Source organism: Mycobacterium colombiense (assembly GCF_001672755.1).
Taxonomy (GTDB): domain Bacteria; phylum Actinomycetota; class Actinomycetes; order Mycobacteriales; family Mycobacteriaceae; genus Mycobacterium; species Mycobacterium colombiense_C.
Genome location: NZ_LZKI01000189.1, coordinates 101,502 through 124,973, shown reverse-complemented (window position 1 = coordinate 124,973; position 23,472 = coordinate 101,502). Strand labels below are relative to the sequence as shown.

Annotated in this window: 26 protein-coding genes; 8 read left to right on the top strand and 18 right to left on the bottom strand. The window is 64.7% G+C overall.

Translation table 11 applies throughout. The features are described from left to right. Nucleotides 1-3: 3 nt before the first annotated feature. Nucleotides 4-447: an SRPBCC family protein gene (locus tag A5708_RS24415; RefSeq protein ID WP_065031077.1), complete on the bottom strand. Its 444-nt coding sequence runs from the start codon at nt 445-447 to the stop codon at nt 4-6. Between the two features lie 65 nt (nt 448-512). Between A5708_RS24415 and A5708_RS24410 the strand changes: the two genes are divergently transcribed. Beyond that, complete coding sequence (locus A5708_RS24410) at nt 513-2,198, top strand: alpha-keto acid decarboxylase family protein (protein WP_065031076.1); 1,686 nt, start codon at nt 513-515, stop codon at nt 2,196-2,198. 4 nt (nt 2,199-2,202) lie between these two features. On the opposite strand, the gene A5708_RS24405 is transcribed toward A5708_RS24410, so the two are convergent. The 5 genes from A5708_RS24405 to A5708_RS24385 all read right to left on the bottom strand — a co-directional run bounded on the left by A5708_RS24405 (nt 2,203) and on the right by A5708_RS24385 (nt 6,210). Next, nucleotides 2,203-2,388 carry a (2Fe-2S)-binding protein gene (locus A5708_RS24405; protein ID WP_065031075.1) on the bottom strand — a complete coding sequence of 62 codons (186 nt, stop codon included), beginning with the start codon at nt 2,386-2,388 and terminating at the stop codon, nt 2,203-2,205. 10 nt (nt 2,389-2,398) lie between these two features. Further along, complete coding sequence (locus A5708_RS24400) at nt 2,399-3,025, bottom strand: fatty-acid--CoA ligase (RefSeq protein WP_065031074.1); 627 nt, start codon at nt 3,023-3,025, stop codon at nt 2,399-2,401. Beyond that, nucleotides 3,022-4,488 (bottom strand): FadD3 family acyl-CoA ligase, encoded by a 1,467-nt coding sequence (locus tag A5708_RS24395; protein WP_081293074.1) that lies wholly within the window; start codon nt 4,486-4,488, stop codon nt 3,022-3,024. The genes A5708_RS24400 and A5708_RS24395 overlap by 4 nt, the downstream gene beginning before the upstream one ends. Nucleotides 4,489-4,512: 24 nt before the next feature. Continuing rightward, a complete protein-coding gene (locus A5708_RS24390) occupies nt 4,513-5,703 on the bottom strand; it encodes an amidohydrolase family protein (RefSeq protein WP_065031073.1) in 1,191 nt (396 codons plus the stop codon). An 87-nt stretch (nt 5,704-5,790) separates the two neighbouring features. Next, entirely contained in the window at nt 5,791-6,210 is a 420-nt protein-coding gene (locus A5708_RS24385; protein ID WP_065031072.1) for a lipoprotein LpqH, read from the bottom strand. 110 nt (nt 6,211-6,320) lie between these two features. Here A5708_RS24385 and A5708_RS24380 point away from each other — a divergent pair, with 110 nt between their 5' ends. Continuing rightward, nucleotides 6,321-7,076: an enoyl-CoA hydratase/isomerase family protein gene (locus tag A5708_RS24380; RefSeq protein WP_065031071.1), complete on the top strand. Its 756-nt coding sequence runs from the start codon at nt 6,321-6,323 to the stop codon at nt 7,074-7,076. A 68-nt stretch (nt 7,077-7,144) separates the two neighbouring features. Beyond that, nucleotides 7,145-7,510 carry a hypothetical protein gene (locus A5708_RS26520; RefSeq protein ID WP_081293079.1) on the top strand — a complete coding sequence of 122 codons (366 nt, stop codon included), beginning with the start codon at nt 7,145-7,147 and terminating at the stop codon, nt 7,508-7,510. Here the strand turns inward: A5708_RS26520 and A5708_RS24375 are convergent. Beyond that, the gene (locus A5708_RS24375; protein ID WP_064951161.1) at nt 7,426-8,145 is read right to left on the bottom strand and encodes a TetR/AcrR family transcriptional regulator; all 720 of its coding nucleotides are present in this window, start codon (nt 8,143-8,145) and stop codon (nt 7,426-7,428) included. The two genes, A5708_RS26520 and A5708_RS24375, sit on opposite strands and share 85 nt — an antisense overlap. 196 nt (nt 8,146-8,341) lie before the next feature. On the opposite strand from A5708_RS24375, the gene A5708_RS24370 reads away from it, so the two are divergent. Beyond that, nucleotides 8,342-9,637 carry a cytochrome P450 gene (locus tag A5708_RS24370; protein ID WP_065031070.1) on the top strand — a complete coding sequence of 432 codons (1,296 nt, stop codon included), beginning with the start codon at nt 8,342-8,344 and terminating at the stop codon, nt 9,635-9,637. Nucleotides 9,638-9,656: 19 nt separating this feature from the next. Here A5708_RS24370 and A5708_RS24365 read toward each other — a convergent pair whose 3' ends face one another. From A5708_RS24365 to A5708_RS24350, 4 genes are read right to left on the bottom strand one after another with little or no spacing between them, the layout of a single operon-like run. Then, nucleotides 9,657-9,944 carry a cytochrome C oxidase subunit IV family protein gene (locus A5708_RS24365; RefSeq protein WP_065031100.1) on the bottom strand — a complete coding sequence of 96 codons (288 nt, stop codon included), beginning with the start codon at nt 9,942-9,944 and terminating at the stop codon, nt 9,657-9,659. Next, nucleotides 9,944-10,522, bottom strand: a complete 579-nt coding sequence (locus tag A5708_RS24360) for a cytochrome c oxidase subunit 3 family protein (RefSeq protein ID WP_065031069.1) — start codon at nt 10,520-10,522, stop codon at nt 9,944-9,946. Before A5708_RS24360 ends, A5708_RS24365 begins: the two co-directional genes overlap by 1 nt. After that, nucleotides 10,519-11,334, bottom strand: coding sequence for a hypothetical protein (locus A5708_RS24355; protein ID WP_065031068.1), 816 nt, complete (start codon nt 11,332-11,334; stop codon nt 10,519-10,521). The genes A5708_RS24360 and A5708_RS24355 overlap by 4 nt, the downstream gene beginning before the upstream one ends. After that, complete coding sequence (locus A5708_RS24350) at nt 11,331-12,116, bottom strand: hypothetical protein (RefSeq protein WP_065031067.1); 786 nt, start codon at nt 12,114-12,116, stop codon at nt 11,331-11,333. Before A5708_RS24350 ends, A5708_RS24355 begins: the two co-directional genes overlap by 4 nt. Before the next feature lie 100 nt (nt 12,117-12,216). Here A5708_RS24350 and A5708_RS24345 point away from each other — a divergent pair, with 100 nt between their 5' ends. Beyond that, nucleotides 12,217-12,819, top strand: coding sequence for a TetR/AcrR family transcriptional regulator (locus tag A5708_RS24345; RefSeq protein WP_065031066.1), 603 nt, complete (start codon nt 12,217-12,219; stop codon nt 12,817-12,819). A gap of 3 nt (nt 12,820-12,822) precedes the next feature. Here the strand turns inward: A5708_RS24345 and A5708_RS24340 are convergent, their stop codons facing one another. Then, nucleotides 12,823-13,212, bottom strand: coding sequence for a hypothetical protein (locus A5708_RS24340; protein WP_065031065.1), 390 nt, complete (start codon nt 13,210-13,212; stop codon nt 12,823-12,825). A gap of 212 nt (nt 13,213-13,424) precedes the next feature. On the opposite strand from A5708_RS24340, the gene A5708_RS24335 reads away from it, so the two are divergent. The 3 genes from A5708_RS24335 (at nt 13,425) to A5708_RS24325 (ending at nt 15,513) form a co-directional block, all read left to right on the top strand. After that, nucleotides 13,425-14,222 (top strand): hypothetical protein, encoded by a 798-nt coding sequence (locus A5708_RS24335; protein ID WP_065031064.1) that lies wholly within the window; start codon nt 13,425-13,427, stop codon nt 14,220-14,222. Then, nucleotides 14,219-14,860: a hypothetical protein gene (locus A5708_RS24330; RefSeq protein ID WP_065031063.1), complete on the top strand. Its 642-nt coding sequence runs from the start codon at nt 14,219-14,221 to the stop codon at nt 14,858-14,860. The genes A5708_RS24335 and A5708_RS24330 overlap by 4 nt, the downstream gene beginning before the upstream one ends. Before the next feature lie 131 nt (nt 14,861-14,991). Further along, complete coding sequence (locus A5708_RS24325) at nt 14,992-15,513, top strand: hypothetical protein (RefSeq protein ID WP_065031062.1); 522 nt, start codon at nt 14,992-14,994, stop codon at nt 15,511-15,513. A 56-nt stretch (nt 15,514-15,569) separates the two neighbouring features. Here A5708_RS24325 and A5708_RS24320 read toward each other — a convergent pair whose 3' ends face one another. The 6 genes from A5708_RS24320 to A5708_RS24295 are packed head-to-tail and all read right to left on the bottom strand — an operon-like array spanning nt 15,570 to nt 23,470. Next, entirely contained in the window at nt 15,570-17,339 is a 1,770-nt protein-coding gene (locus tag A5708_RS24320; RefSeq protein WP_065031061.1) for an MCE family protein, read from the bottom strand. Beyond that, nucleotides 17,340-18,659, bottom strand: coding sequence for an MCE family protein (locus A5708_RS24315; protein WP_065031060.1), 1,320 nt, complete (start codon nt 18,657-18,659; stop codon nt 17,340-17,342). Then, on the bottom strand, nt 18,656-20,074 hold the full coding sequence (locus A5708_RS24310; RefSeq protein WP_065031059.1) for an MCE family protein: 1,419 nt from the start codon (nt 20,072-20,074) through the stop codon (nt 18,656-18,658). The genes A5708_RS24315 and A5708_RS24310 overlap by 4 nt, the downstream gene beginning before the upstream one ends. Then, nucleotides 20,071-21,189 carry an MCE family protein gene (locus A5708_RS24305; protein ID WP_065031058.1) on the bottom strand — a complete coding sequence of 373 codons (1,119 nt, stop codon included), beginning with the start codon at nt 21,187-21,189 and terminating at the stop codon, nt 20,071-20,073. Before A5708_RS24305 ends, A5708_RS24310 begins: the two co-directional genes overlap by 4 nt. After that, nucleotides 21,189-22,211, bottom strand: coding sequence for an MCE family protein (locus A5708_RS24300; RefSeq protein WP_065031057.1), 1,023 nt, complete (start codon nt 22,209-22,211; stop codon nt 21,189-21,191). Before A5708_RS24300 ends, A5708_RS24305 begins: the two co-directional genes overlap by 1 nt. Beyond that, on the bottom strand, nt 22,208-23,470 hold the full coding sequence (locus A5708_RS24295) for an MCE family protein (RefSeq protein ID WP_065031056.1): 1,263 nt from the start codon (nt 23,468-23,470) through the stop codon (nt 22,208-22,210). Before A5708_RS24295 ends, A5708_RS24300 begins: the two co-directional genes overlap by 4 nt. Nucleotides 23,471-23,472 lie beyond the last annotated feature (2 nt).

Here is a 23,472-nt window from a genome sequence, read left to right as displayed (position 1 = left end):
GGGCTACTTGCCCTTCTTGACCTGGAGCACCCGCTCGCGCAGCGCCTTCGTCGCCGAATCGATCGTCCCCTTCACGGCGCGCTTGAGCACGAAGCCGGGCAGCGGCACGTTGGGGTCGGCGAGAAGCTCGAACTTGACCAGGGTGTCGTTGCCTTGCGGCACCAGGGTGTACTTCCCGTCCTGCGCCTTCTGCTGCGAGGAGCTGACCAGCTTCCAGCTCACCACGTTGTCGCCCCACGTGTAGGCGACCACCTGTTCGTCGGTGATCCCGGCGACCCTGACCTTCATCTTCACTTGACGGGGGCGCCCGTCGTCGCCGGTGTCGAGGATCTCCGCGCTCTGGTGCGGCTCCGACCATTCGGGCATCGCTTCGAAGTCGGCGATGACGTCCAGAATCTCGTCCGGACTGGCTTCGATGACGATCTCCCGGGATTCTTTGAGTGCCATGGCCCGCACGATACTGGCCCGGCGTCTCACCCGGAACAGATTGGACCGAGCGTACCGTCGTGCCTGTGACTGATGCCGCGACCGATCCCGCATACACCGTCGGTGACTACCTGTTGGACCGTCTCGCCGAGCTCGGCGTCTCGGAGATCTTCGGCGTTCCCGGCGATTACAACCTGGAATTCCTCGACCACATAATCGCCCACCCCCGCATCCGCTGGGTCGGCAACGCCAACGAGCTGAACGCCGGCTACGCCGCCGACGGGTATGGGCGACTGCGCGGAATGTCGGCATTGGTAACGACTTTCGGCGTCGGCGAGCTTTCCGCGGCCAACGCGGTCGCGGGCAGCTACGCCGAGCAGGTGCCCGTCGTGCACATCGTAGGCGGCCCGTCCAAAGACGCCCAGGGCACCCGCCGGGCGTTGCACCATTCCCTCGGCGACGGCGACTTCGAGCGCTTCTTCCGGGTCAGCCGCGAAATCACCTGCGCCCAAGCCAATCTCATGCCCGCGACGGCCCGCCGCGAGATCGACCGGGTGCTGTCCGAGGTGCGCGAGCAGAAGCGCCCCGGCTACATCCTGTTGTCCACCGACGTGGCCCGCTTCCCCACCGAGCCGCCCGAGGCGCCGCTGCCCCGCTACACCGGCGGCACCAGTCCCCGCGCGCTGGCGATGTTCGTCGAGGCCGCAAGCGAACTCATCGGCGACCACCAGATCACCGTGCTCGCCGACCTACTTGTGCACCGCCTGCAGGCGATCAAAGAACTCGAGGCGCTGCTGGCCGCCGACGTGGTGCCGCACGCCACGTTGATGTGGGGAAAGAGTCTGCTCGACGAGAGCTCACCGAACTTCCTGGGCATCTACGCCGGGTCCGCCAGCGCACCGGCGGTGCGTGCCGCGATCGAAGAGGCACCCGTGTTGATCACCGCCGGCGTGGTGTTCACCGACATGGTCAGCGGCTTCTTCAGCCAGCGCATCGACCCGGCGCGCACCATCGACGTCGGCCAGTACCAGAGCAGCGTGGCCGGAGAAGTCTTCGCGCCGTTGGAGATGGGCGCCGCGCTCGAGGCGCTGGCCACTGTTCTGGTCCGGCGCGGGATCTCGTCGCCGCCGGTGGTGTCGCCGCCGGCCAAACCACTGCCACCGCCCGCGCCGCGCGACCAACCGCTCACCCAGAAGATGTTGTGGGACCGCCTGTGCGTGGCCCTCACACCGGGCAACGTGGTGCTCGCCGACCAGGGCACCTCCTACTACGGCATGGCCGACCACCGGCTGCCGCAGGGCGTGACCTTCATCGGTCAACCACTATGGGGCTCAATCGGTTACACGTTGCCCGCCGCGCTCGGGGCGGCGGTGGCACATCCGGACCGCAGAATAGTGTTGATCATCGGGGACGGCGCCGCGCAGCTGACCGTCCAAGAGCTGGGCGCGTTCTCACGCGAGGGCCTGTCGCCCGTCATCGTGGTGGTGAACAACGACGGCTACACCATCGAACGCGCGATCCACGGCGAAACCGCGCCGTACAACGACATCGTCGATTGGAAGTGGACGGACGTGCCCCGCGCGCTGGGCGTCACCGATCACCTGGCGTTCCGGGTGCAGACCTACGGCGAGCTCGACGACGCCCTGACCGCCGCCGCGGAGAACCAGGACCGCATGGTGTTCGTCGAGGTGGTGTTGCCGCGGCTCGAAATCCCCAACCTGCTGGTCGAACTCGTCCAACCGACGTCACCGGACGGAAGTCCGCGACGCTGACGCACTAGCGCGAGTTCGGCGTCCGATCCGCACCGGATGAGCGCAGGATGGCCTGCACCGTGCGCCGGCAGCGACCGCAATCGGCGCCCGCACCGCAGGCCTGGGCGACTTCCTTGGTGGTCGATGCCCCGCACGACACGACCTCGGTCACGGTTTGGCTGGTGACTCCATTGCACAGGCACACGAACAACGGCGAATCCTCAGTCCGCCTCGATGCGCATCATGTCGAAGAATCGGCCGACGAACAGCGGCGGGTAGGCACCGATGCCCGCTCCGGACATCCACTGCGCCGCGGCATCGGGGTGGTCGATCCACTCCCGGGCGGTGTCTTCGTCGGGAAACTCCTGCAGGATCAGCACTTCATGGTCGTCGTCGAAAGCCTGGAATACCCACGTCTTTCGGATGCCGGCAGTGGTGAACCTGTCGATCGCGGTGCCGACTTCGGAGGTCAGCAGGGAGACGTCGTTGACGGACGCGATGGCGGCGACCACGACGCCCGGCGCCGCCGGGGTGTTCGGTGGCTGCGCGATGAACCTGTCGACGATCTCGCCGGCGAACACCGCCGGGATGTCTTCGACGCCGGCTTCGTCGAACCAATCGAAGAAGACGCGAGAGCGCAGCAGCTCCACGATCGGCTCACGGCTGTGAACGCCGATCATCACCAGTACCCGACCGTGGTCGTGGGTGGAGGTGTAGACCAGCACGTGATGCGCGCCGATATCTGCCAGGGCGGCCTTGTTGCGTTCCAGCAGCGGCCATACCCGGGTGGGATCGGGGACGCGGTAGTCCGAGGCGATCACCATCGAGTGGATATCGCCGTTGTTCATCGGAGTTGGTCCTTCATCACTTTCCCCGTCGCGTTGAGTGGGAGTGAATTGAGGAACTCTACCGTGCGCGGCACCTTGAAACCGGCCATCCGCTCGCGACACCAGCCGATCAATTCGTCGGCGCTGACGTCGCCTTTGCGCACCACGAACGCTTTGCCGACCTGGCCCATCCGTTCGTCGGGCACGCCGATGACGGCCGCCTGCGCGACGGCCGGGTGGTTGAGCAGGAAGCCCTCGATCTCGGCCGGGTAGGCGTTGAATCCGCCGACGATGAACATGTCCTTCTTCCGGCCGACGATGCGCAGCCGCCCGGTCTCGGTGAAGGCGCCCAGATCTCCGGTGTGCAGCCAGCCGTCGTCGTCGATCGCCTGGGCGGTGGCCTCCGGTTCGTCGAGGTAGCCCTTCATGACCCCGTAGCCGCGGACCAGCACCTCGCCGTCGTCGGCGATGCGCACGTCCACCCCGCCGCACGGCACGCCCGCGGTGGTGGCGACGTCCTCGAAGGAATCGCCGGGCAGTGAGAGGGTGACGTTGCCGGCCTCGGTGAGCCCGTAACCCGTCATCAGCGTCTGGAACGGCAGTTCGTCGTGGATGCGACGGACCAGCTCGACGGGGATGTCGGCGGCGCCGGTCACCCCCGCGCGCAGTGACGACAGCCCGGACTTGTCCTGCACGGTCAGCAGTGAATGATACAGCGTCGGCGGTCCGGGAAGCATCGTGATGCGTTCGCGCGCAATGAGATCCACCACCGTGTCGACGTCGAACACCGCGACGGGCAGCATCGTGGCGCCGCGCAGGAAAGACGTGACAAGACCCGCCTTCAGCCCGAAGGTGTGGAAGTATGGGTTGATCTGCAAGTAGCGGTCACCCTCGCGCAGGTCCGCGAGCGTCGCCCACTCCTCGTACATGCGCAGCGTTTGACCGTGACTCAGCATCGCCCCCTTGGGGCGCCCGGTCGTGCCCGACGTGAAGATGATGTCCGAAGTATCGGTGCCACTGACCGGTCGCTCGAATGGTGAACCGCTGGACAGGAAGTCGGACTTCAGATCGATGACCGGCACGCCGGCGGGCGCGGTGTAATCCTGGTCCAGAAAACCCTTCTGGACCAGGACGGCCTTCACCTTGCTGCGCACGATGATGTCGCCGGCTTCTTCGGTCTTGAACCGGGTGTTGACCGGCACGAGCACACCACCCGCGGTGAGCAACCCGAACGCCGCAATGATCCACTCGGCCGAATTGGGCGCCCAGATCGCGACCCGGTCGCCCTTGTCGACGCCGAGGTCGGCGAAGGCGCCTGCGGCGCAACGGATCCGCTCGACTGCCTGCCTGAAAGTCAAGCGCAGCGGACCGTCGACGATTGCTTCCGCATCGCAGAAACGGTCCGCCGCGCTCAAGACCATCTCGGGGATGGTCTGCCATGACCGATTGGCCGGCTCCTCCTCATCGCGCTCTGCGCTCTGCATCGTCGCCGCCCGTTGGCTAGCTCGTCACACCGTGACGAGTCGACCGAGGTTGCCGCCCATAATCTTTGCCTGGTCCTCAGCGGACAGGTGCGACAGCGCCTCGATGTAGTAGGTCGGCTCTGCCAGTCCCTCCGGGTGCGGCCAGTCGGAGCCGTACAGCACCTGATCCACACCGACGAGGTTGACCAGATCGTCGATGCCGTCCTCGAAGAAGGGGCTGACGTGAATCCGATTCTTGACCATCTCGACCGGGTCGCTGGGGAACGCCTCCGGGGCCTTGCGGAAGACCTCGGCGAGGCCGTCCAGCAGCGGGGTCATCCACTTCGAGCCGGCCTCGACGATCGCAACCTTCAGCTTCGGGTGGCGATACAGCGCGCCGTGAATGACCCACGACCCCACCGAGTCCTGGATCGGCCGCCATTCGTTGAGGATGCCCATCGCGTTGGTCTGGAACGGCAGCATCTCCTGGTCGGCGCCGTCCCACTCCGAGGTGTACCGGGAGTAGCCGCTGTCGCTGGAGTGCATGCCGACCAGCACGTCGTGCTCGACAACCCGCTCCCAGAACGGGTCGAACTCGGGCACCGCGAACGACCGCGGGCCGCGGAAGCCGGGGACCGGCGCCGGCCGGACCAGGATGGCGCGGGCGCCACGCTTGACCGCCCACTCCAGCTCCTCGATCGCCTTCTCGACGATCGGAAGGGTGATGACCGGTGTGGTGAAGATGCGATTCTGGTAGTTGAAGCCCCAGACCTCGTCCAGCCACTCGTTCAGCGCGTGGACCAGAACATGGATGGCGACCGGGTCATCACGCAGACGTTCCTCCAGGAGACTGGCCAAGGTCGGGAACATCAGCGTCTTGTCCAGGCCCAGCTCGTTCATCGTCTCCAAGCGCGGCCCGGGCTCGAAGAACGCCGGGATCGCGCGCATCGGCTCACCGAACAGCTCGCGCTTGCTCTTGCCGTCCGGGTTGCCGTACTTGAAGTACTCCTCCCAGGCGCCCGGCCGGGCGACGACCTCGAAGGTCGGGTTGGGAATGTAGTTGCTGATCTGGCCGCGGATGGCGATCTTGGTGCGACCGTTGATCTGCACGTACTGGACGTAGTCCTTGTACTCCTTGGGCAGGAACTTGGTCAGCGCCTCCGGCGGCTCGTAGAGATGGTTGTCCGCGTCAAAGATCGGAAACGGAACGTCCACCTTGTGCGACAACTGGCCCATGGAATCCTCCTTCTTGATTTGTGAGAATACTATTCTCTACAGGCGCCTAATCGCAACGTGGCCCTGCCGAACCCCGGTTCGACGTGGTCAGCAAGACACGAAGATCTTGAAGGTGGCGTCGGCCGGTTCACCGGGTTTGTCGGTTCTGTAACCGTTGGCGGTGCCGGAGACGGTGAATTTGTCGCCCGTCATGCTCATGTCCGCGCTGCCGCCATCGCCCCGCGAGTACATGCCGCTGAAGCCACCCAGGTTTTGGATGTGCACAGACTCGACCGTCGCCGGTTGCGCGCTCTCGTCGATGATGAGTTTGGCACCGGCGAAATTGCCGCCGATGTCGATCGTCCGACTCCACTCCCGCTGGCTGCACTTCACGATGTGGAAGTTCCGGTCGTTACCGTTCACGGTGACGGACGCCGTGCTGGCGAGTTGGTTTGGTGGCCGCGACGTGCACGCGCCAACCAAAGCAACGGTCAGGACTGCGGCGGCGGCCACGATTCGGTTCCGCATCAAGTCACCTCCATCCTCGCTGACGAAAGTTCTTTAGCCTGCAGCGATGATGTTATTCTCGCGAAAAGAGAATGCCAATATCGGGTTTCAGTCGGGGAGCGATTACTCACATGGTGGACCTGGAGATCGACGACGGGTTGGCGGTGGTCACCATCGACCGCCCACACGCGCGCAACGCCATCGGTCTGGACACCATGGACCAGCTGGAGAAGGCGCTTGATGCTGCGGCCGGCGCGCAGGCGCTGGTGATCAAGGGTGCCGGGGACAAGGCGTTCGTCTCCGGCGGCGACCTCAAGGAATTGAGCGCGCTGCGGACCGAGGAGGACGCCGCGGCCATGGCCCGGCGGATGCGGTCCATCTGTGATCAGCTGGCGGATTTCCCCGCTCCCGTCATCGCCGCGCTCAACGGCCACGCGTTCGGCGGTGGGGCCGAGGTCGCCGTCGCCGCCGACATCCGAGTGGCCGCCGACGACATCAAGATCGCCTTCAACCAGGTGCAGCTCGAGATCATGCCGGCCTGGGGCGGGGCCGAGCGGCTCGCCGCGCTGGTCGGCAAGAGCAGGGCGCTGCTGTTGGCCGGCTCGGGAACCGCCCTGACCGCGGTCGACGCCGAACGCATCGGCTTGGTGGATCAGGTCGTGCCCCGCGGCGTGTTCGACTCGCCCGACCAGGGGTGGCGAGCCGTCGCACGCTCGCTGGCACGCCGGCCGGCGACCGAGATAAAGCGGGTAATCCGCGGAGTTTCCCCGGAGGAGGCGATAGCATCCTTCGCACGGTTATGGGTTGCCGACCCGCACTGGCAGGCCGCAGAACGGGTGATGAACCGCAACGCCAAACCGCGCCCGGCAGCCGGAGGAGCGTCATGACCACGATGAAGACAGTGATGGGCGTCAGCTCAATCGTGTCGTTGGCTTCTCTCTTGGCAGCAGCGGGTCTGCTGGTGGGAAGCGGACGGGCACACGCCGACGATCCGGTCATGCATCACGTCAGATACACCGTCACCGCGCAGAATCCGATCTACACCAGCATCTATTACCTGGACCATCAGCCGGCAAAATTTTCCGACTACAGCCACAACCCCTACTCGTTCACACCGCACGTCGACATCGACCTTGCCCCGGGCAAGCCGTGGGGCTTCGATCTGGACATGACGGATCCCGAGCATTACGCGATGGTCGTGGCGAGCACGGGCACCGAGCCCGGCACGCCGGGGCTTCACTGCGATCTGGCGGTAGACGGCGCCGTCGTCGTATCCAAGGACGGCCCCAAAGGTGTGCTCTGCTCGCTGCGGAACTGGTGAACCAGCCAGGTCTCCGGCACGCCCTCGATCGGCTGCGGTTCGCCTTCCAGGCGGCGCAAGTAGTTCTCCACCAGCTCCACCGTCTCGGCATGGCCGGCGGACATACCGATCGCCTGCTCGAGCACCAGGAAGCGCGACAGGCTGCTCATCAGCACCGTCCACACCACCGGAGCGATCTCGATGTCCTGGCCCTCGTCTTGAATCCTGGAGCCGTAGCGCTCCAGCGCCGTCGCCACCGCTTGGCGCTGCTCTTCACGAAAACGCTCTGCGTAGTAAGCGATTTCGGCCCGCATGTCCTTACGGTGATTGGCCAGTGCCATGAATTCCATGGAAATCCGCGTGAACGCGGGATCGGTGCCGAAGCGCCACAGCGCCCACAGCGGCTGCGGCAACTGCAGCATTCGCGCGTGCGCCTCGAGCGCCTCTTCGGCCCGGCGTCGAAAGACTTCCAGGAACAGCTCCTCCATGGTGCGGAAGTAGTAGTGCACCAGTTGAGGCTTCAGCCCGGCCTTGTTCGCCAGCCGCCGCGACGTCACCGCGGCATAGCCCTCTTCGAGCATCAGCTGTTCGGCGGCATCGAGCAACAAGACGCGATTTTTCGCGTCCGGCGCCCCGATTCTGCGGGCCGATGTCATGTCCCTGCTCCGTACTGTGTGCCATCCCGTGCCGACCACACGGATCGTATCGTGGCGCGGCGCCCTCGACCTTGACCCTGACATTACCGCCATGCTAAGCAGGTGCTCAGCACAATTTCGATCTCGAAATCGGGCGGCGGTAGCGATGTGCCGCCGAACACCACCGGTAAACCCAGCCCAGGGAGACGCAAATCCGATGAGCACCTTCGACTCGATCGACTTCTTCACCGATCCGTCACTGGTCCCAGATCCGCACCCGTACTTCGACTACCTGCGCAGTCAAAACCCGGTGCTGCGGCTGCCGCACTACGGCGTCGTCGCCGTCACCGGCTACGACGAAGCCTGCGAGATCTATAAGGACCCGGATACCTTCTCCAACATCGTCGCCCTTGGTGGGCCCTTCCCGCCGTTACCGTTCACGCCCGAAGGCGACGACATCAGCCCCCAGATCGATGCGCACCGCAGCTCCTTTCCGATGAACGAACACATGGTCACCATGGATCCGCCGGACCACACCAAGGCCCGATCGGTGCTCGCCAAGCTGCTGACCCCGAGCCGGCTGAAGCAGAACGAGGAGTTCATGTGGCGCCTCGCCGATCGTCAGCTCGACGAGTTCCTGCACAACGGCGAGTGCGAGTTCATCGCCGAGTACTCAAAGCCGTTCGCCACCTTGGTGATCGCCGACCTGCTCGGCGTGCCGGAAGAGGACCACAAGGAGTTCCGTAAGGTCTTGGGCGCCGATCGCCCCGAGGCACGTGTGGGCGCCCTGGACCACGAGTCGGTGGGCATCAACCCGCTCGAGTGGCTCGACGACAAGTTCTGTAACTACATCGAGGATCGTCGCCGCGAGCCCCGCGGCGACGTGCTGACGTTCCTGGCGGAAGCGAAGTACCCGGACGGCTCGACACCCCCGGTGATCGAGGTCGTCCGCTCGGCGACGTTCCTTTTCGCCGCCGGACAGGAGACGACGGCGAAGCTGCTCAGCGCCGCTCTGCAGGTTCTGGGCGACCGGCCCGATATCCAGCAAGAGTTGCGTGACGACCGCAGCCTTATTCCCGGGTTCATCGAGGAATCGCTACGGATGGACAGCCCCGTCAAGAGCGACTCGCGGCTGGCCCGCAAGGCGACCACCATCGGTGGTGTCGACATCCCCGCGGGCACAGTGGTGATGATCCTGCCGGGCGCGGCCAACCGGGACCCCCGCCGGTTCGAGAACCCGCACGAGTTCGACCTGCGCCGCAAGAACGTCCGCGAACACATGGCGTTCGCCCGCGGCGTACACTCCTGCCCCGGCGGCCCGCTCGCCCGCGTCGAAGGCCGTGTCTCGATCGAGCGGATCCTGGACCGGATGCCGCACATCGAGATCAACGAAACCCATCACGGGCCGGCCGCCGAGCGTCGCTACACCTACGAGCCGACGTACATCCTGCGCGGCCTGAGCGAACTGCACCTGACGTTCACCACCGCGGACGCGATCGCGCCGGTGGCTTAGGGCTTCTCGCTCGCGGGCGCTACCGGACCTGCATCCCGACGAAGTAACAGCCGAGCAAGGCGACGGCGATCAACGCCACCCACGCGTCGGTGAGTCGGCACAGCAGGACCGGGGCGTCTCGCACCTCCATGAACTCGCGAAAGATGATGCGCACCTTGACCAGTGCGATGACGATGACGCTCGAGGTGACCACAGCGCTGGATTCCAGCGCCCCGTCGGCGGCGCGGTCTATCCACAGGTAAGCCAGCGTCAGCGCGGCCAAGATCGTCCAGACGAACAGCAATCTCTTGTTGAATCTGATCTCGATCACCTCACCACGTAGAGCAGCGCAAAGATGAGCACCCACAGGAAATCGACGGTGTGCCAATAGGTTGCGCCGGTTTCGATGATTTCCTGGGAGCGCCGGGCCGGACTACGGAGTTGGTAGACGACGACGCCGAGGACGACGAAGCCGATCAGCAGGTGGACGAAGTGGATCCCGGTGAGGAAGAAATAGAACATGAAGAAGTCGTTGTGCTCTATGCCGTTTCCGGCCTGCACCAACCGGGCCCACTCGAACACCTTGAAAAACAAGAACACCACGGCGAACCCCGCCGTGATGAAGACATCCCGCAGAGCCGCCCCATAGGCGCCGGCGCGGGCCGACTGAACACACCGCGCCACCGACCATGAGCTCAGCAACAGGACCAAGGTGTTGAAGACCCCGACGCGCAGGTCGAGGTGGGCCTGCGAGTGCAGGAAAAGCTCGGGATTGCGGCCCCGCGAGAACAGGTAGAAGCCGAAATAGCCTGTGAATACCAGGGTCTCGAACAATACGAAGGCCCACATGTCGGGCTGGCCCGGCACGGCCCTGACGCGTCCGCGCTTGTCGGCTAGGTCGGTCACTGCGCAACCGCCTTCTTGCGCGGCAGAGCCGGCAGCTCCCCGGTCCCGAAGTCTTCGCGGCGGATCATCTGGAACAGCATGACGATGAAGGTGACTTGGTAGATGCCGAACACGACCATGTCCAGCCACCACGCGATCTCGCCGTCCCATGCGAACACGCCACGCCGGAAGATCCAGCAGGGCGCCACGACGACCTCGGTCAGCGCGTTGCACAGGTTGAGATAGCCGAACCACTTCGGGAATACCCGATTCTTGTCGAGCAGGATCGCCACCATCCAGATCAGCGAACCGATCAGGAACACTCCCATGGTCCCGTCGAATGACAGGAAGGCGAAGTCATAAAGCCATCCGATCACCTGGGGATCGCGGTCGGGCCGCATCGTGCCGACGATCAGGGCGATGTTGAGCAGCAGCATGCCGGGAACCGCGGCGAGCGAGTAGATGACGAGATACGAATAGCCGAACGCGCGGCTGACCGACATGCGCCGCATGGAATACGCGATGAGGGCATTGTTAACCGCGGTCATGCCGCTGATGGCGAAGATGACCCCGAAGCCGACGGGTATGCCGAGGTGACGCTCGGAAAACCAGTGAACCTGTGTCGCGAGGTCCCAGGTGGGCTCCGGCGGGGGCTGAACTTGGGCCACGATGAAGAACACCGGGAAGAAAGCGTTGTAGAAGATCAGCATCGCCCACCACGCCAACCAGAGTTCGCGCTTGGGATTGTGGCGTGCGTGCCAGGCGATCCGGCGATGGAGCGGCCCTGAAGGCGGCGTGGCCGGGGCGGTCGACGGTGTGATCACCGCGCTCATGCGGTGATCAATTCATCTGAGCGGCCGTGTTTTTCAGCACGCTCGCGATAGACGGCTTGTGCCAGGACCACGCCCATCACGATGATCCAGATAGCAATGGCAACGTTCTTCACCCAGAACGATAAGAAGCCGTCCCACGCCAGCGGACCGGTTAGTGACGCTCCGACAAAGGTCGCGGGCACCAACGCGGCGGCGACGAGAAGGTTGAAGTGAGCTACCCAATGAGCGAAAACCGGGCGCGGCTGATCATCGGAATATATTGCCACAGCAAGGATCACGCTCTGCCCGATCAGATAGGGGACCAGGACGGTGAAGGTGATCCAGCCGAAATCGTTGAGCAGCTGAGTCAGTTCGGGACTGCGCTCCGGGCGAAATGCGGCCAGCAGCCAGCAGACATTTGCGACGAGAAACAGCGTCGGACCGCCGGCCGCGCAAGCCAACATCGCGTACGAGAAGATCGGCGTCCGGTGTGCCATCCTCCGGATCTGGAGCGCAATCAGGGCCAGGATCGGCACCAGGCACACACCGAACCAGTTGAACAGGATCATGCTGTAGCGGATCTGGGGAATATGCCCCGGATCGCGGTAGAACGCGGCCACCTGCTCCGCCGGCATGGTGGGTGACATCGGCGGGTTGAATCCGGGAAACAGGAAGAAGGCGGCGATCCACAGCATCAGCGCCGCCGGCAATGTCCAGAGCAGGATCAGCTCTCCATCGGTCCGCCGCGAGACGGTTCGCGCAGTTTGGCTACCGCCTGCATCGTTTCCGCCGCCGTCGGACATCGGTACTCCCTCCCGCGCGAAATGACCGCCGAAACTCGGCTAGAGAGCGAAGCTAGCCGATCGGCTAGCCACGGTCAATAGCGTCGTCTAGTCTCGGTGCGTGGGAACAGCACGCCAGCCGGTCACCGATGAGCAATTCTGGCTCATCGAGCACAGCCCGGCCCGGATGCGGGTGCTCGATGCCGCGCTGGATCTCATCGCCACACACGGTGTCAGCGGTACGTCGCTGCAGATGATCGCCGATGCCGTCGGGATCACGAAAGCCGCTGTCTATCACCAATTCCGGACCAAAGAGCAGATCGTCATCGCCGTAACCGAGCGCGAACTCGGCCGGCTCGAGCCGGCCCTCGAGGAGGCCGAAGCCTACGACGACGGTCCTGCGGCACGGGATGCGTTGCTGGTGCGTGTGGTTGAGATGGCCGTTCGCGATCGCCGGTTGGTGCGCACGCTGCAGTTCGACCCGGTCGTCGTCCGGTTGCTGGCCGAGCACAAGCCCTTTCAACTTTTCATGGACCGTCTATACCGGGTGTTGTTGAGCGATGCGGGCCTGGACGGGCGGATCGAGGCCGCCATGTTCTCCGGGGCGCTGAGCACCGCGGTCATGCATCCGCTGGTTGCCGACATCGACGACGACACACTGCTCGATCGGGTGACCGATTTGAGCCGGCGCCTGCTCGGTCTGCCTCGGGCAACCCCCGAGTGACTGCTACGTGTCGGCGCGGACCCAGCTCGAGATGCCGTCGTGGGCAATGCAGATCAGGAACAAGCCATCGGGCGCCTGCGCCACATAGTTCAAGTAGTTCTGGCAGTCGGCGTTTTCTTCCTTGACGCCCGCCATCGGCGGTGAGCGGAACCATCGCGGCTGGTATCGCCTCGGCGAGCCGCAGAACATCAGCCGTCCGGGCTCCGAGGCGAAGGAAACGTATCCGTCGGCTACACCGAAGGCGTAGTAGGTGGTGTTGTCACACGGCGCACCCAGAACCTGATGGGGCATGATCCCCGGGGTGCAGGCGGGGTAGTCGCAGACAGAAGGCCCAGCCGAGGCTGGCGGCGCCGCCACCACCCCGGCGCCGAGAAACGCGGCAACCAGAGCCACGATTGATCGCACCCGATTACTCTGCCACACCTGAAAAGAAAATTCTCCTGGTTGGAGAAGATCAGCCGGGCCGAACGGTGGTCGGCGGCCCGCCATTCCGAACGCCGCTTCGCCCCGTTCCCGGGGGGCGAGCATTTCCGCATGTGAGGGCCATGACGGCAGCCTTTCGACGCCGGCGTTGAGGCCAGGTCGGAGTGATAAGCTGCTTCTCCGTGCACGATCCGGAGGGGCCCGACGCCGACGATTGTGGTGACCCGAGGGATATGACCGATCCCGGCGAACCACAGTCAAGCGCAGGCGCCGACGGCGGCGACGTAGCGGCCGCGTCGGAAGCAGACCCAGAAGACGAAGTTGCCAAGGCCGAAGCGCGCGCCGCGGCGGCTCGGCAACGACTCTTGAAGCTGCGCGGGGCAGCCGAAACCGTGGGCGCGGACGACGACGCACAGGATGTCGAGCGGCCCCCCGCGAAGCCCACCCGGACGCGACTACGGCTCCGGCGTCCGGGACGGCCACGTTGGCTGCGGCGTCCGAAGCGGAGAACAGTAGCGGCCGGCGTCGGCATCGTGCTCTTCTCGGCCTCCCTTGCCGCGACCGGCTACATGCTGTGGCAGCACCACATCGCGGTGCACAATCGCCAACTCGCCGCGGAGTTCAGTGCAGCCGCCCGGCAAGGGATCACGGCTTTCATGTCAATTGACCCCGCTCATGCCAAGGAGGATGTCCAGCGCTCGATCGATGCCTCGACGGGCGACCAAAAGGACCAGCTATCCGTGCTGTCGCCCCTGATGGTCAGCAAGGCCGAGGAGACGAAGGTCGGCACCAAAGTCACCGTCGAAGCCGTCGCCGTCCAGTCGTTCAGCGACAACTCGGGAGTCGTGCTTGTGGCGGCGAAAACCGATCCCATCGGGCCGGATAACGCCAAACCGCCACCGGCCCTGTTTCGGCTCAGCGTCAATATGAACCGCGACGGTGGCCAGCTCAAGATGTCGAAGATTGATTTCCTGCCATGACTGTCGAACATGGCTCGCCGCCGGACGACACCGATAAGGCGATTGACGGCGCCCAGACTTCACCCGCCGACGAGGACGGACCGGCGCCCCCTGGCGAGGGACCTGCACGCGTGCGCAGGCTGGCGTCGATTGGGCGCCGGGCCCGCCGGTATTTGGCAAGGTGGCGTTCGATCGTCGCGACCACGTTGGTTATTGCCGCCGTCGGAGTCGCTGCGGGCGTGTACTTCATCCTGTACCGGCCGGATCAGCAGGTCGGCGACGCGGCGGCGCACCGGGCGACCCAGGCGGCATCAGATGGCGCCGTGGCGGTGTTGTCGTATTCCTACGACCATTTGAACCGCGATTTCAACAATGCGAAATCACATCTCACCGGCGACCTGCTGGCCTATTACAGCAAATTCAGCGACGATATCGTCGCGCCGACGGCGCAGAAGGGACAACTGACGGCGTCCGCCAAGGTGATTCGGGCCGCGGTCTCGGAATTGCATCCCGATTCGGCCGTCGTGCTGGTTTTCGTCGACCAGACCACGAAAAGCGTGCAGAAGAAGGATCCCGAGATCACCCGCAGCAGCGTCCTGGTCACGCTGGCAAAAGTCAACGGTTCCTGGCTGATCGCGAAATTCGACCCGTCCGGATGAGCGCGACAGATCTTGTCCTAACCGTTAACTGGCGGGCCGAAGCGGTGTAACGTCATCGCTCGAGAATGCCGCAACCGACGGCGAAAAGATGCCATAGGCACTCTCGGATTACGCGCTTCGAGGAGCACCTGATGCGTTCAGTCAAAACACTCACCACCGCAATGCTGGTGGCTGCCACCGCATTCGGCGGTTTGTGCACTGCATCGACAGCCCAGGCAATAACCAAAGAAGACGTGGCGCTCAACGGGACTTTCCGCGCCACATCCATCGGCGATTATGCCCAGAGAAATGATCAGTACTTCGGCGAACCGACGGTTTACCAAGTATGGACCATCAACTCGACGTGCGACACGACCCAGGAATGCCATGGCACGGTGACGAGCGACCAGGGATGGAGCGCACCCCTGTTCATGGAGGACGGGGAGATGTGGAAGGTGAGACGCGAAGTGCCGAACTGGGAGCGGTGCGAGGACGGTACCGCGTTCCCCGGGCAGCAGCAATTCTTTTTCTACCCGGTGAACGACAATGGTGGATACCAAGTCGGGTCGCGGGTCCTCTCGGGCAAGGACAAGACGGTCGGTCCAAGCGGCGCCTGCGGGCAAAACCAGTGGCTTGATATCGCGATGCCGTTGCGCCTGGACCAGCTCTCCTGACCGGGCGGTCGTAGCGTCATTGCCCCGCCCCGGGGCCGCTTGGTCTCAGGGCGAATTCAGGTGGGAAGCATGTCCTTCCATGTTTTGGGCGCTTTCGGAGCGACCAGATCCGACTGCTGATACAGCTTTCCGTCCGGACCGACGTAACGACCGGTGCGCGGATCGTACTTCGCCACCACGACCGAGGGCGCGGGCTTAGATGCGTTGGCTCCGAACGAGCTTGGCGCGGCCTGGGGGCCGCCGCCGGGCGGGTCGGCCGGTGCGGGGTCGGCCGGTGCGGGGTTGGGAGGAACGAGCTGGGCTAAAGGCAGTGCTGGCGGCGCGGCGGGCGGCGGGGGAAGTTCGCCCGCCGCAGGGACATCGAGTGGCGCGATGGGCGGAAGGTCAGCCGACATTCTCGACATCGGCGCCAGCGCTGGTCCCGACGACGGCACCGGCGGAACGGCGGCTCCCACCGTGCCCGGTGGCGGATTTTCTCCCCGCGGCCCCGCAGGGGCGCCGCGCGGCACCGCCCCGGGCGGCAGCGGCGTTCCCTCGACCGGGCCGAAGATCCTGTCATTCGTGGTGACCCGGTCATCGGGCGGGACACCCTGCGCTAGCAGATTCGGATCCAGCGGATAGGGACCGGTGGTGTGCTGGCGCATCGCCAGCGGCATGAACGGCTTGTCGCTGTTGCAGATTTCGACGGTCGGCGCGCGCTTACCCGGGTGACCCATGCAGGGGTAGTTGCGGGCACCGCGAACCGCGATCGGTGAATCCTGCGGGAGTTTGCAATACAACCCGTCCGGTGTGTCGATGTCGGTGAGGTCGTCCGGGGATCGCCAGGTGTTGGGTGGCATGAAGCCGACCGTGCAGATAGGCGGATCGTCGACCGTGGCTGCGAAGTCGCCGTAAGCCCTACCGTCGGGATGGTTTTCACCCTGAGCTGCCTGCTCGATAGCAACCCCCGACGGCAGCAACACCAGTAGCTGCTCGATCGAAGGGTGGTAGGTGACGCCGATCTGCCCGATGGTGGTCAGGTTGGCAAGCAGCACCGGCAGCGTCGGTTTGATTTGTTCGAGAAGCCGGGATGCTTCGTTCGCAGCGTCGGGACCCTTTTCCAGGATGGTGCGGAAGTGAGAATCGTTGTTCACCAACGTATCCGAGATGCCGGCGAAGCTGTGTGCCCATGTTCTGATCGAATCGGTGGTGCGTGCCTGGGTATCCAGCAGCGGCCCGGTGTCTTCGGTGAGGGCTCGGGTGCGATCGACGACACCGTTGGCGTCGCGGGACAGCGTCTTCGAGGAATCGATCAGTGACCCCAGGTCGTAACCGGTGCCGTTGAAGCCCTGGAAGGACTCGTCGAGCAATTGGCCGAGTTTGGTCTTCGGGATGCTTTGGACCAAGGCATTGACCTGCTCGAGCATTGGGCCAACCGGCTGCGGAATTGTGGTGTCGCGCACGGCGATAACCGAGCCGTCGTGCAGGTAGGGCGGCGAATTGGTTTTGGGCCGCAGGTCCACGTACTGTTCACCCACCGCGGAGACACTGAGCACCTCCGCTGTCAGGTCCGCGGGGACCTTGGGTGAAGTGCTAAGCGACAGCGTCGCTTTCGCGCCGGTCGGTGTCAACCCCACCGAGGTGACCTTGCCGAGCTGAACCCCACGGTAGGTCACGTTGGAAAACCGGTACAGGCCGCCGGTGGCCGGCAGCTCCAGCGTCACCGTCATCCGGCCGATGCCCAGCAGGGTCGGCGCTTGAATGTAGAAGAGGACCATCGCGATCACGCCGATGATGCCGGCGATCGCGAAGACCGCCAGCTGTATCCGAACGAAGCGCGTCAGCATCTATCCACCCGCTCCCGTTCCAGGCGCCTCTGCGGGCACCGGCGATTGACCAAGACCCGCGTCAGGCACCGGGGCCGCACCCGACGGAGGACCAGGCAGCGGGGCCGCGTTCGGCGGCGGACCCGGTAGCGGGCCGTAAGCCGACGAAGGTCCGGGCACCGCACCCGGCGGTGGTGGGGGCAGCGGCAACGCGTTGGGATCGACCCACGGTGGCCTCAGCGGGTTGTGCAGCGGATCGAGGGTGTAATTCAAGCGGTACGGGTCCCCGGGCACCGGTGGCACGGGCATATCCAGCTGCCCCCAGTGGGTTCCCAGCAGCAACCCCTTCTTGAGCCGTGGAATCGTCAGGTCGAAGTCGAAATGCAGGTTGAAGAAGTCGCCGCGGACCGCTCGGTCGACGAAGTTCTGGGTGAACGGGAACACGGTCGCAGACGCAAAGGCCGCGCCGAACTCCGGTCCGACGTCGGCGAGCGCCTTGATGGTCGGCTCCAGGTTTTTGAGGTTCGCGACCAGGTCGGCCTGGGAGTCGTTGACCAGCCGGGTGGCGGTGTTGCTGAACACGCGAAGATGGTCCAGGGCGGCCGTCAGACGCGGCCGCTCCTTCACCAACACCTCGAGCGCCGGCGGTATCTTGCGCAGTGCATCGGTGATGACGTCGCGTTGGTCGGCGAATGTGCCGGCAAGCCGGTTCAGCGCCTGGATCGAGGCGACGAGGTTATCCCGCTGGTCGTCCAGTGTCCCCACGAACGTGTCCAGGCGGGTGATCAGATCACGCACCGCACCCTCGCGGCCGGACAGGGCGGCCGAGAAATTGTGAATGACCTCCCCGATCTGTCCTAGTCCACCGCCGTTGACCACCGCGCCCAACGACGACAGCGTCTGCTCGGTCGACGGGTAGGCCGACGACCGGCTGAGCGGGATGGTGGCGCCCGGTTGCAGCCGTCCGCTTCCTTGCTGGCCCACCGGAGTATTGAGTTCCACGTGCATGGAGCCCAGCAGGCTGGTCTGACCGACGGTGGCTACCACGTTGGCCGGGACCACCACATCGCGCTTGACTGAGATCTCGACGTCGGCGTGCCAGCCTTGCACCCTCATCGCACCGACACTGCCGACGACGACGTCGTCGACCATTACCGGCGAATTCGACTCCATCGTACCGACATTCGGGAGTTCGACGTGGTAGATGTTGGCCCCCGGCCCACGTCCGACCGCACCGGGCAGCGGTAGCGAATTCAGGCCGTGGAATGCGCATCCCGTCGCCGTCACCATTACGCAACAGCCGGTGGCGAATACCCGCTTAGCCGCAACCCGCGCGCTCATTGTTGTGGCCCTTCGTCTGGCAGCAGCATGCCCGACACGGTGGGCGCCGGTGGTGGCGGCACCGGTGTCGACGGTGGCGGCGGCAGCGGCATCGCCGCGCCCGGTATCCGCTCCGGCGGCACCGCCCCCGGCGGCCCGACCGGATCCCCCGGCAGGCCGGTGTAGGCCGACACAGCGGGCGGGATCTCGGGTGCTGCGGGTTTCGGGCCCTCGCCGCCGGGCGCCAGGCGCGGTTCGGTGTAGAGAACCCTGCTCGGGTCAATCGACTTGGCGATGAACGGGTTGATGGGAATCGGCGAGTTGTTGTAGCTGGTCTGGCGCAATCCGGGTCCGAGGAACAGGGAGCACAGCTTGCCCGATTCGACCGCGGTGATGTTCTCGATGGCGCCGATTTGCGTGCAGCCTGGAGTGGACAGCAGAACCTGGCCGCCCCAGGTGGGATTCGCCATATTCATCAGCCCGAATCCGCCCACGATGGTTCCGGTGTCGGCGTTGTAGTCGTTGAAGAAGTTGCCGAACGCGTTCGGCGCGCCGTGCAGAATGTTTTCCAGGGCCATGTGGTGATCGACCAGGTTCTGCGTGACATCGGCCAGCCGGGCGATCTGCTCGCTGGTCTGGTTGCGAGTCTCGGCGATGAATCGCTGCACCTCGCCGACCGCCGTCGACAGATCGGTCAGTGCCGCGTCCAGATCGGATTTGCTGTCATTGACGACGCTGGTGAGCGTAGCCAGGCGACCGTTGAACTGCTCGATCTGCACGTTGCTATCGCGCAGGGCGCCGACGAAGGTCTGCAGGTTTTTGATGATGTCGACGATGTTGCCGCTGCCGTTGGCGAGGATCCGGCCCACGCCTGACAATTGACCGAGTGTTTGCCGCAGCTTGTCGCCGTTGCCGTCGAGCGCGTTGGCGGCGCTGTCGATGAACCGGCCCACCGACGTGCCCGATACCCCACTCTTGGGTCCCAAATCCGTTGCCAGCCGCATCAACTGAGTTTTGACCTCGTCCCACTCGACCGGCACCGCGGTGCGCTCAACCGGAATGACTGCCCCGTCGCGCATGACCGGCCCACTGTCGCGATAGGCCGGTGAGAGCTGGACGTAGCGGGCGGCCACCAGATTCGGGGCGACGATAACCGCCTTCGCGTCCGCCGGAATGGGCACGTCGCGGTCGACCTTGAAGACCATCTTGGCCTGTGTGCCCTGCGGTTGAATGGATTTGATGCTGCCGACTTTGACACCCGATACCCGCACCTCGTCATGGGGATAGATCGCGGTGGCGGTGGTGAAATAGGCGGTAATCGTCCGTGGCCCGAAGAACGTGTTACGGACGACCATGGCGGCGCCGGCAACGATCAGTCCGACCAGGACGACCGCCGTCAGGGCAGTCAGCCGCTTGCGCGGAATCCGGGAGGTCATTGCGATCCTCCGATCCGTCCGCCCAACGTGCAGCCGGGGCACTGGGGAATCAAGTTGTACGGCCAGGGGGTCAGCGCCCGAGGTACCGGCGACGGGAAGCCGGGGCCCTTAGACGTATCGAAGGTGCGGAATCCCCAGAGGTAGTCGACCAACTCCTGGAAGAGTTGCGGGACAAGGAAGTTCGGGGCGAACGCCTGGTAGGCGTACATGCCGGAGATGGCCTCACCGACCGTGATCTGGAATTTGGCGAGACCCGGCAGTGCTTTGCCGATGTTGTCGCGGTTCTTCTCCAGCACCCCAAGAACCCGATTCAGCCGCTCCAGCGTCGGCGCCAACGTGCTTTCGTTGTCGTGCACTAACGCCGTCAGCTGCTTGGCCACCACCGACGTGTTGGCCAGCAGGTCCACGACCTCTTGCCGGCGTTCGACCAGCACTTGCAGCAGAGAATCGGAGTTGAGGATGAGCTTGTTGACCTGCATGCTGCGTTCGGAAAGTATCCCGGTGACATCGCCGGCACTCTTGAACAACTCGCCCAGGTTCTTGTTGCGACTGTTGAGCGTTCGCGACAGCCGGGTGAGCGCGTCGAAGGCCGGCCCCATCTGTGGTGCGATCTGGTCGAGCGTCGCCGCCAGCGTGTCCAATGACTGATTCAGCGCCGTGGTGTTGGTGCCGGCGGTGTCCGACGTCAGGTCACTGACAGCTTCCGTCAGCGAGTAAGGCGAAGACGTGCGCGAGACGGGTATCAGGGCCATCGGATGCATCGTGCCGCTGCCGGCGGACTCCACCGTCAACATCCGCTCGCCCAGCAGCGTGCCGGTGCGGATGTGCGCGGAAGTCTCCGAGCCGAGCAGGATGTTGCCCTTCATCGCGAACGTCACCAGCGCATCGCCGTGGCTCAGCTTCACATCCGACACGGTGCCGACCTTCATCCCCGACACGACAACGGGGTTGCCCGTGGCAAGACCGCCGGCTTCGGTGAACACCGCCTGGTAGCGAACCATCGTCGCCCACGAGATGAATCGGTCGGGCGACAGGCCCACCAGGATGACCATCACCGCCAGGGCGACGCCGATGATCCCGGGCTTGACGAGCCCAGCTCCGCGATACTTGAGCATTAGGGTTCCGTGCACCTTCCTGCATCTGACCTGAAGATATTGGCGCGCACCGTCTTACCCGAGAGATCCGTGCCGCGGAGCCCGAACTGGCAGAGGTAGTAAGGGATGGTGGCGCCGTTCACGCCGAGTCGGACCAGCTTGCGGTAGTTTCTGGGCGCCTTCTGGAGTGCGGCGTCGAGGCGGTCCTTGTCGCCATCGAGTATCGGCGCCAGCCGATTCAGCTGAGCTATGGTGCCGGACAGCGGCGGGCGGGCCTGCGCCAGCAGATCCGCCAGCGAGGCGGTTCCCTTGTCCAGGGCGTCAATGGCGGATCCGATTGTGTCGCGGTCGCCCGACAGGCCACTGACGAGCTGCTCGAGGCGATCGATCGCGCCGGAGAACTGTTTGCCGTCCTTGGCAACCGTGCCGATCACGATGTTCAGGTTGTCGATCAGTTGCTGCACGGTCTGGTCATTGTCGGCCAAGGCATTTGAAAACGAGGTCGTCCTGGAGAACAGCGACTCGAGCGTCCCGCCCTGGCCCTGAAAGACCTGCAACAACCCAGAGGTCAGCTCGTTGACATCGCGCGCATTCAGCCCTTGGGTAACGGGTTTCAGCCCGCCGAGCAGCAGATCGAGGTCAAGCGCCGGCGCGGTGCGGCTGACCGGAATCTGACCGCCGGCCGGCAGCCGCTTGGGCGAGCCCGGACCGTCGACGAGTTCAAGGTAGCGATCGCCCACCAGGTTGAGGTAGCGGACCGCCGCCCTGCTGCCCTCGGTGAGGACGACGTTGCGGTCGGCGTCGAAGTTCACCACGACCTTCTTGTCCGGCTGCAGCGAAACACCATTGACCGTGCCCACCCGGATGCCGGCGACCCGCACCGACTGGCCTTTCTTGAGACGCGACACGTCGGTGAACACCGCCGAATACTTGGTCGTCGCACCCGTTCGGTACTGGCCGAAGATGAAGAACAGGAAGGCGGTCAGCATCGCCATCACGACCGCGAAGATGCCGAACTTGATCAGCGTGGCGCGCGTTCTCATCCGGGTTCTCCGATCTGAGCGGAGTTGCGTGGCGGCCCCGCAATCGGCCCGTACAACAGCTGTTTGAGGAGATCGGAGTTGATCAACAGCTGCGGGTTCCCGAAGTTCACGGGGTTCGCGCCGGTATCGGCAATCAACTGCGGTGGGCTCGTATTGAACGGCAGCTTCGGCAGACCCACGCACTGCGGGCCGCCCGTCGCCGCGACCTTCGGCAGGTTCGTCGGATACCGGTAGCGTTCGGCGCCCCACGTGAGGCTCGCCGAGATATTGATGCTCGGTTCCGACAACGGCGCACCGTGCGTTATCTGAATCAATCCGCCGAAAGCACAGGTGAGCGCCGGGCCGTACTCGTTGGTCAGATCGGTCGTCGGCACCAACAGATGCAACACGTTCGTCAGCGGTTGGCGATTCGTCGACAAGACCTCGTTGCCGATGTCGGCCAAGCCGATCGCGCTGATCAGCAACGCATCCAGGTTGTGCTGCTCATCGACAAGTGTCTTGCTGATCCGGGTCGCGTTGGCGGCGGTCTTCACCAGGTCGGGTGCCGCGTCGGCATAGGCGTTGGACACCGCCGGTAAAACCGCGAGGTCATGCTTGAATGCGGGGAGGCTCGGCTCCAGCCTGGCCAGGAACGAATCCAGGTCGCTCAGCGACTGGCCAAGCTGTGGGCCCCGCCCGCTGAACGCCTGTGCCAGCGCACCCAGCGACTCGTTGAGCTTGGGCGGGTCGATATGACTCAGAACCGACACCAATTGCTGGAATACCGTGTTGATTTCGACCATGACGTGCTGGCCCTGCAGCGTCTGGCCGCTGTGTAGCCGCTGGGCCGAGGGCTGGTCGGGTGGCACCAGCTCGACGGACTTCGCGCCGAAGACCGTCGACGACGCGATGTTGACGAGCACGTTGCCGGGGATGAAGTGCAACTGCGACGGATCCATCGCCAAATGAATGGCCGCTTGGCCGTTGGGCAGCGACTCGATCGAGGAGACCTTGCCCACCTGCACGCCGCGCAGCTTGACCTTGGCGTCCGGGTTCATGACCAGGCCGGCGCGCTGCGAAATCACCGTTACCGGAACGGTTTCGGTGAAGGAGCCCTGAAACAGACCCACCGCCACGGCGAAGATCAGACCAATGATGAGGACGGTGGCCAGTCCGAGCAAGGGCGGCAGGTAATTACGTCCGGCGGGCGGCCGCGCATGGCCGGTGCGCGCAGGACGGCCCGCGACCGCACCGCGACCCGCTGGAACATTCTGCGTCATTG

Bases quoted from the DNA above. Each gene is read 5' to 3' on its own strand.
- A5708_RS24415 (WP_065031077.1), bottom strand. From the start codon at position 447: ATGGCACTCAAAGAATCCCGGGAGATCGTCATCGAAGCCAGTCCGGAC.
- A5708_RS24400 (WP_065031074.1), bottom strand. From the start codon at position 3,025: ATGAACAACGGCGATATCCACTCGATGGTGATCGCCTCGGACTACCGC.
- A5708_RS24395 (WP_081293074.1), bottom strand. From the start codon at position 4,488: ATGCAGAGCGCAGAGCGCGATGAGGAGGAGCCGGCCAATCGGTCATGG.
- A5708_RS24390 (WP_065031073.1), bottom strand. From the start codon at position 5,703: ATGGGCCAGTTGTCGCACAAGGTGGACGTTCCGTTTCCGATCTTTGAC.
- A5708_RS24385 (WP_065031072.1), bottom strand. From the start codon at position 6,210: ATGCGGAACCGAATCGTGGCCGCCGCCGCAGTCCTGACCGTTGCTTTG.
- A5708_RS24380 (WP_065031071.1), top strand. From the start codon at position 6,321: ATGGTGGACCTGGAGATCGACGACGGGTTGGCGGTGGTCACCATCGAC.
- A5708_RS24375 (WP_064951161.1), bottom strand. From the start codon at position 8,145: ATGACATCGGCCCGCAGAATCGGGGCGCCGGACGCGAAAAATCGCGTC.
- A5708_RS24370 (WP_065031070.1), top strand. From the start codon at position 8,342: ATGAGCACCTTCGACTCGATCGACTTCTTCACCGATCCGTCACTGGTC.
- A5708_RS24355 (WP_065031068.1), bottom strand. From the start codon at position 11,334: ATGAGCGCGGTGATCACACCGTCGACCGCCCCGGCCACGCCGCCTTCA.
- A5708_RS24350 (WP_065031067.1), bottom strand. From the start codon at position 12,116: ATGTCCGACGGCGGCGGAAACGATGCAGGCGGTAGCCAAACTGCGCGA.
- A5708_RS24330 (WP_065031063.1), top strand. From the start codon at position 14,219: ATGACTGTCGAACATGGCTCGCCGCCGGACGACACCGATAAGGCGATT.
- A5708_RS24325 (WP_065031062.1), top strand. From the start codon at position 14,992: ATGCGTTCAGTCAAAACACTCACCACCGCAATGCTGGTGGCTGCCACC.
- A5708_RS24320 (WP_065031061.1), bottom strand. From the start codon at position 17,339: ATGCTGACGCGCTTCGTTCGGATACAGCTGGCGGTCTTCGCGATCGCC.
- A5708_RS24315 (WP_065031060.1), bottom strand. From the start codon at position 18,659: ATGAGCGCGCGGGTTGCGGCTAAGCGGGTATTCGCCACCGGCTGTTGC.
- A5708_RS24310 (WP_065031059.1), bottom strand. From the start codon at position 20,074: ATGACCTCCCGGATTCCGCGCAAGCGGCTGACTGCCCTGACGGCGGTC.
- A5708_RS24305 (WP_065031058.1), bottom strand. From the start codon at position 21,189: ATGCTCAAGTATCGCGGAGCTGGGCTCGTCAAGCCCGGGATCATCGGC.
- A5708_RS24300 (WP_065031057.1), bottom strand. From the start codon at position 22,211: ATGAGAACGCGCGCCACGCTGATCAAGTTCGGCATCTTCGCGGTCGTG.
- A5708_RS24295 (WP_065031056.1), bottom strand. From the start codon at position 23,470: ATGACGCAGAATGTTCCAGCGGGTCGCGGTGCGGTCGCGGGCCGTCCT.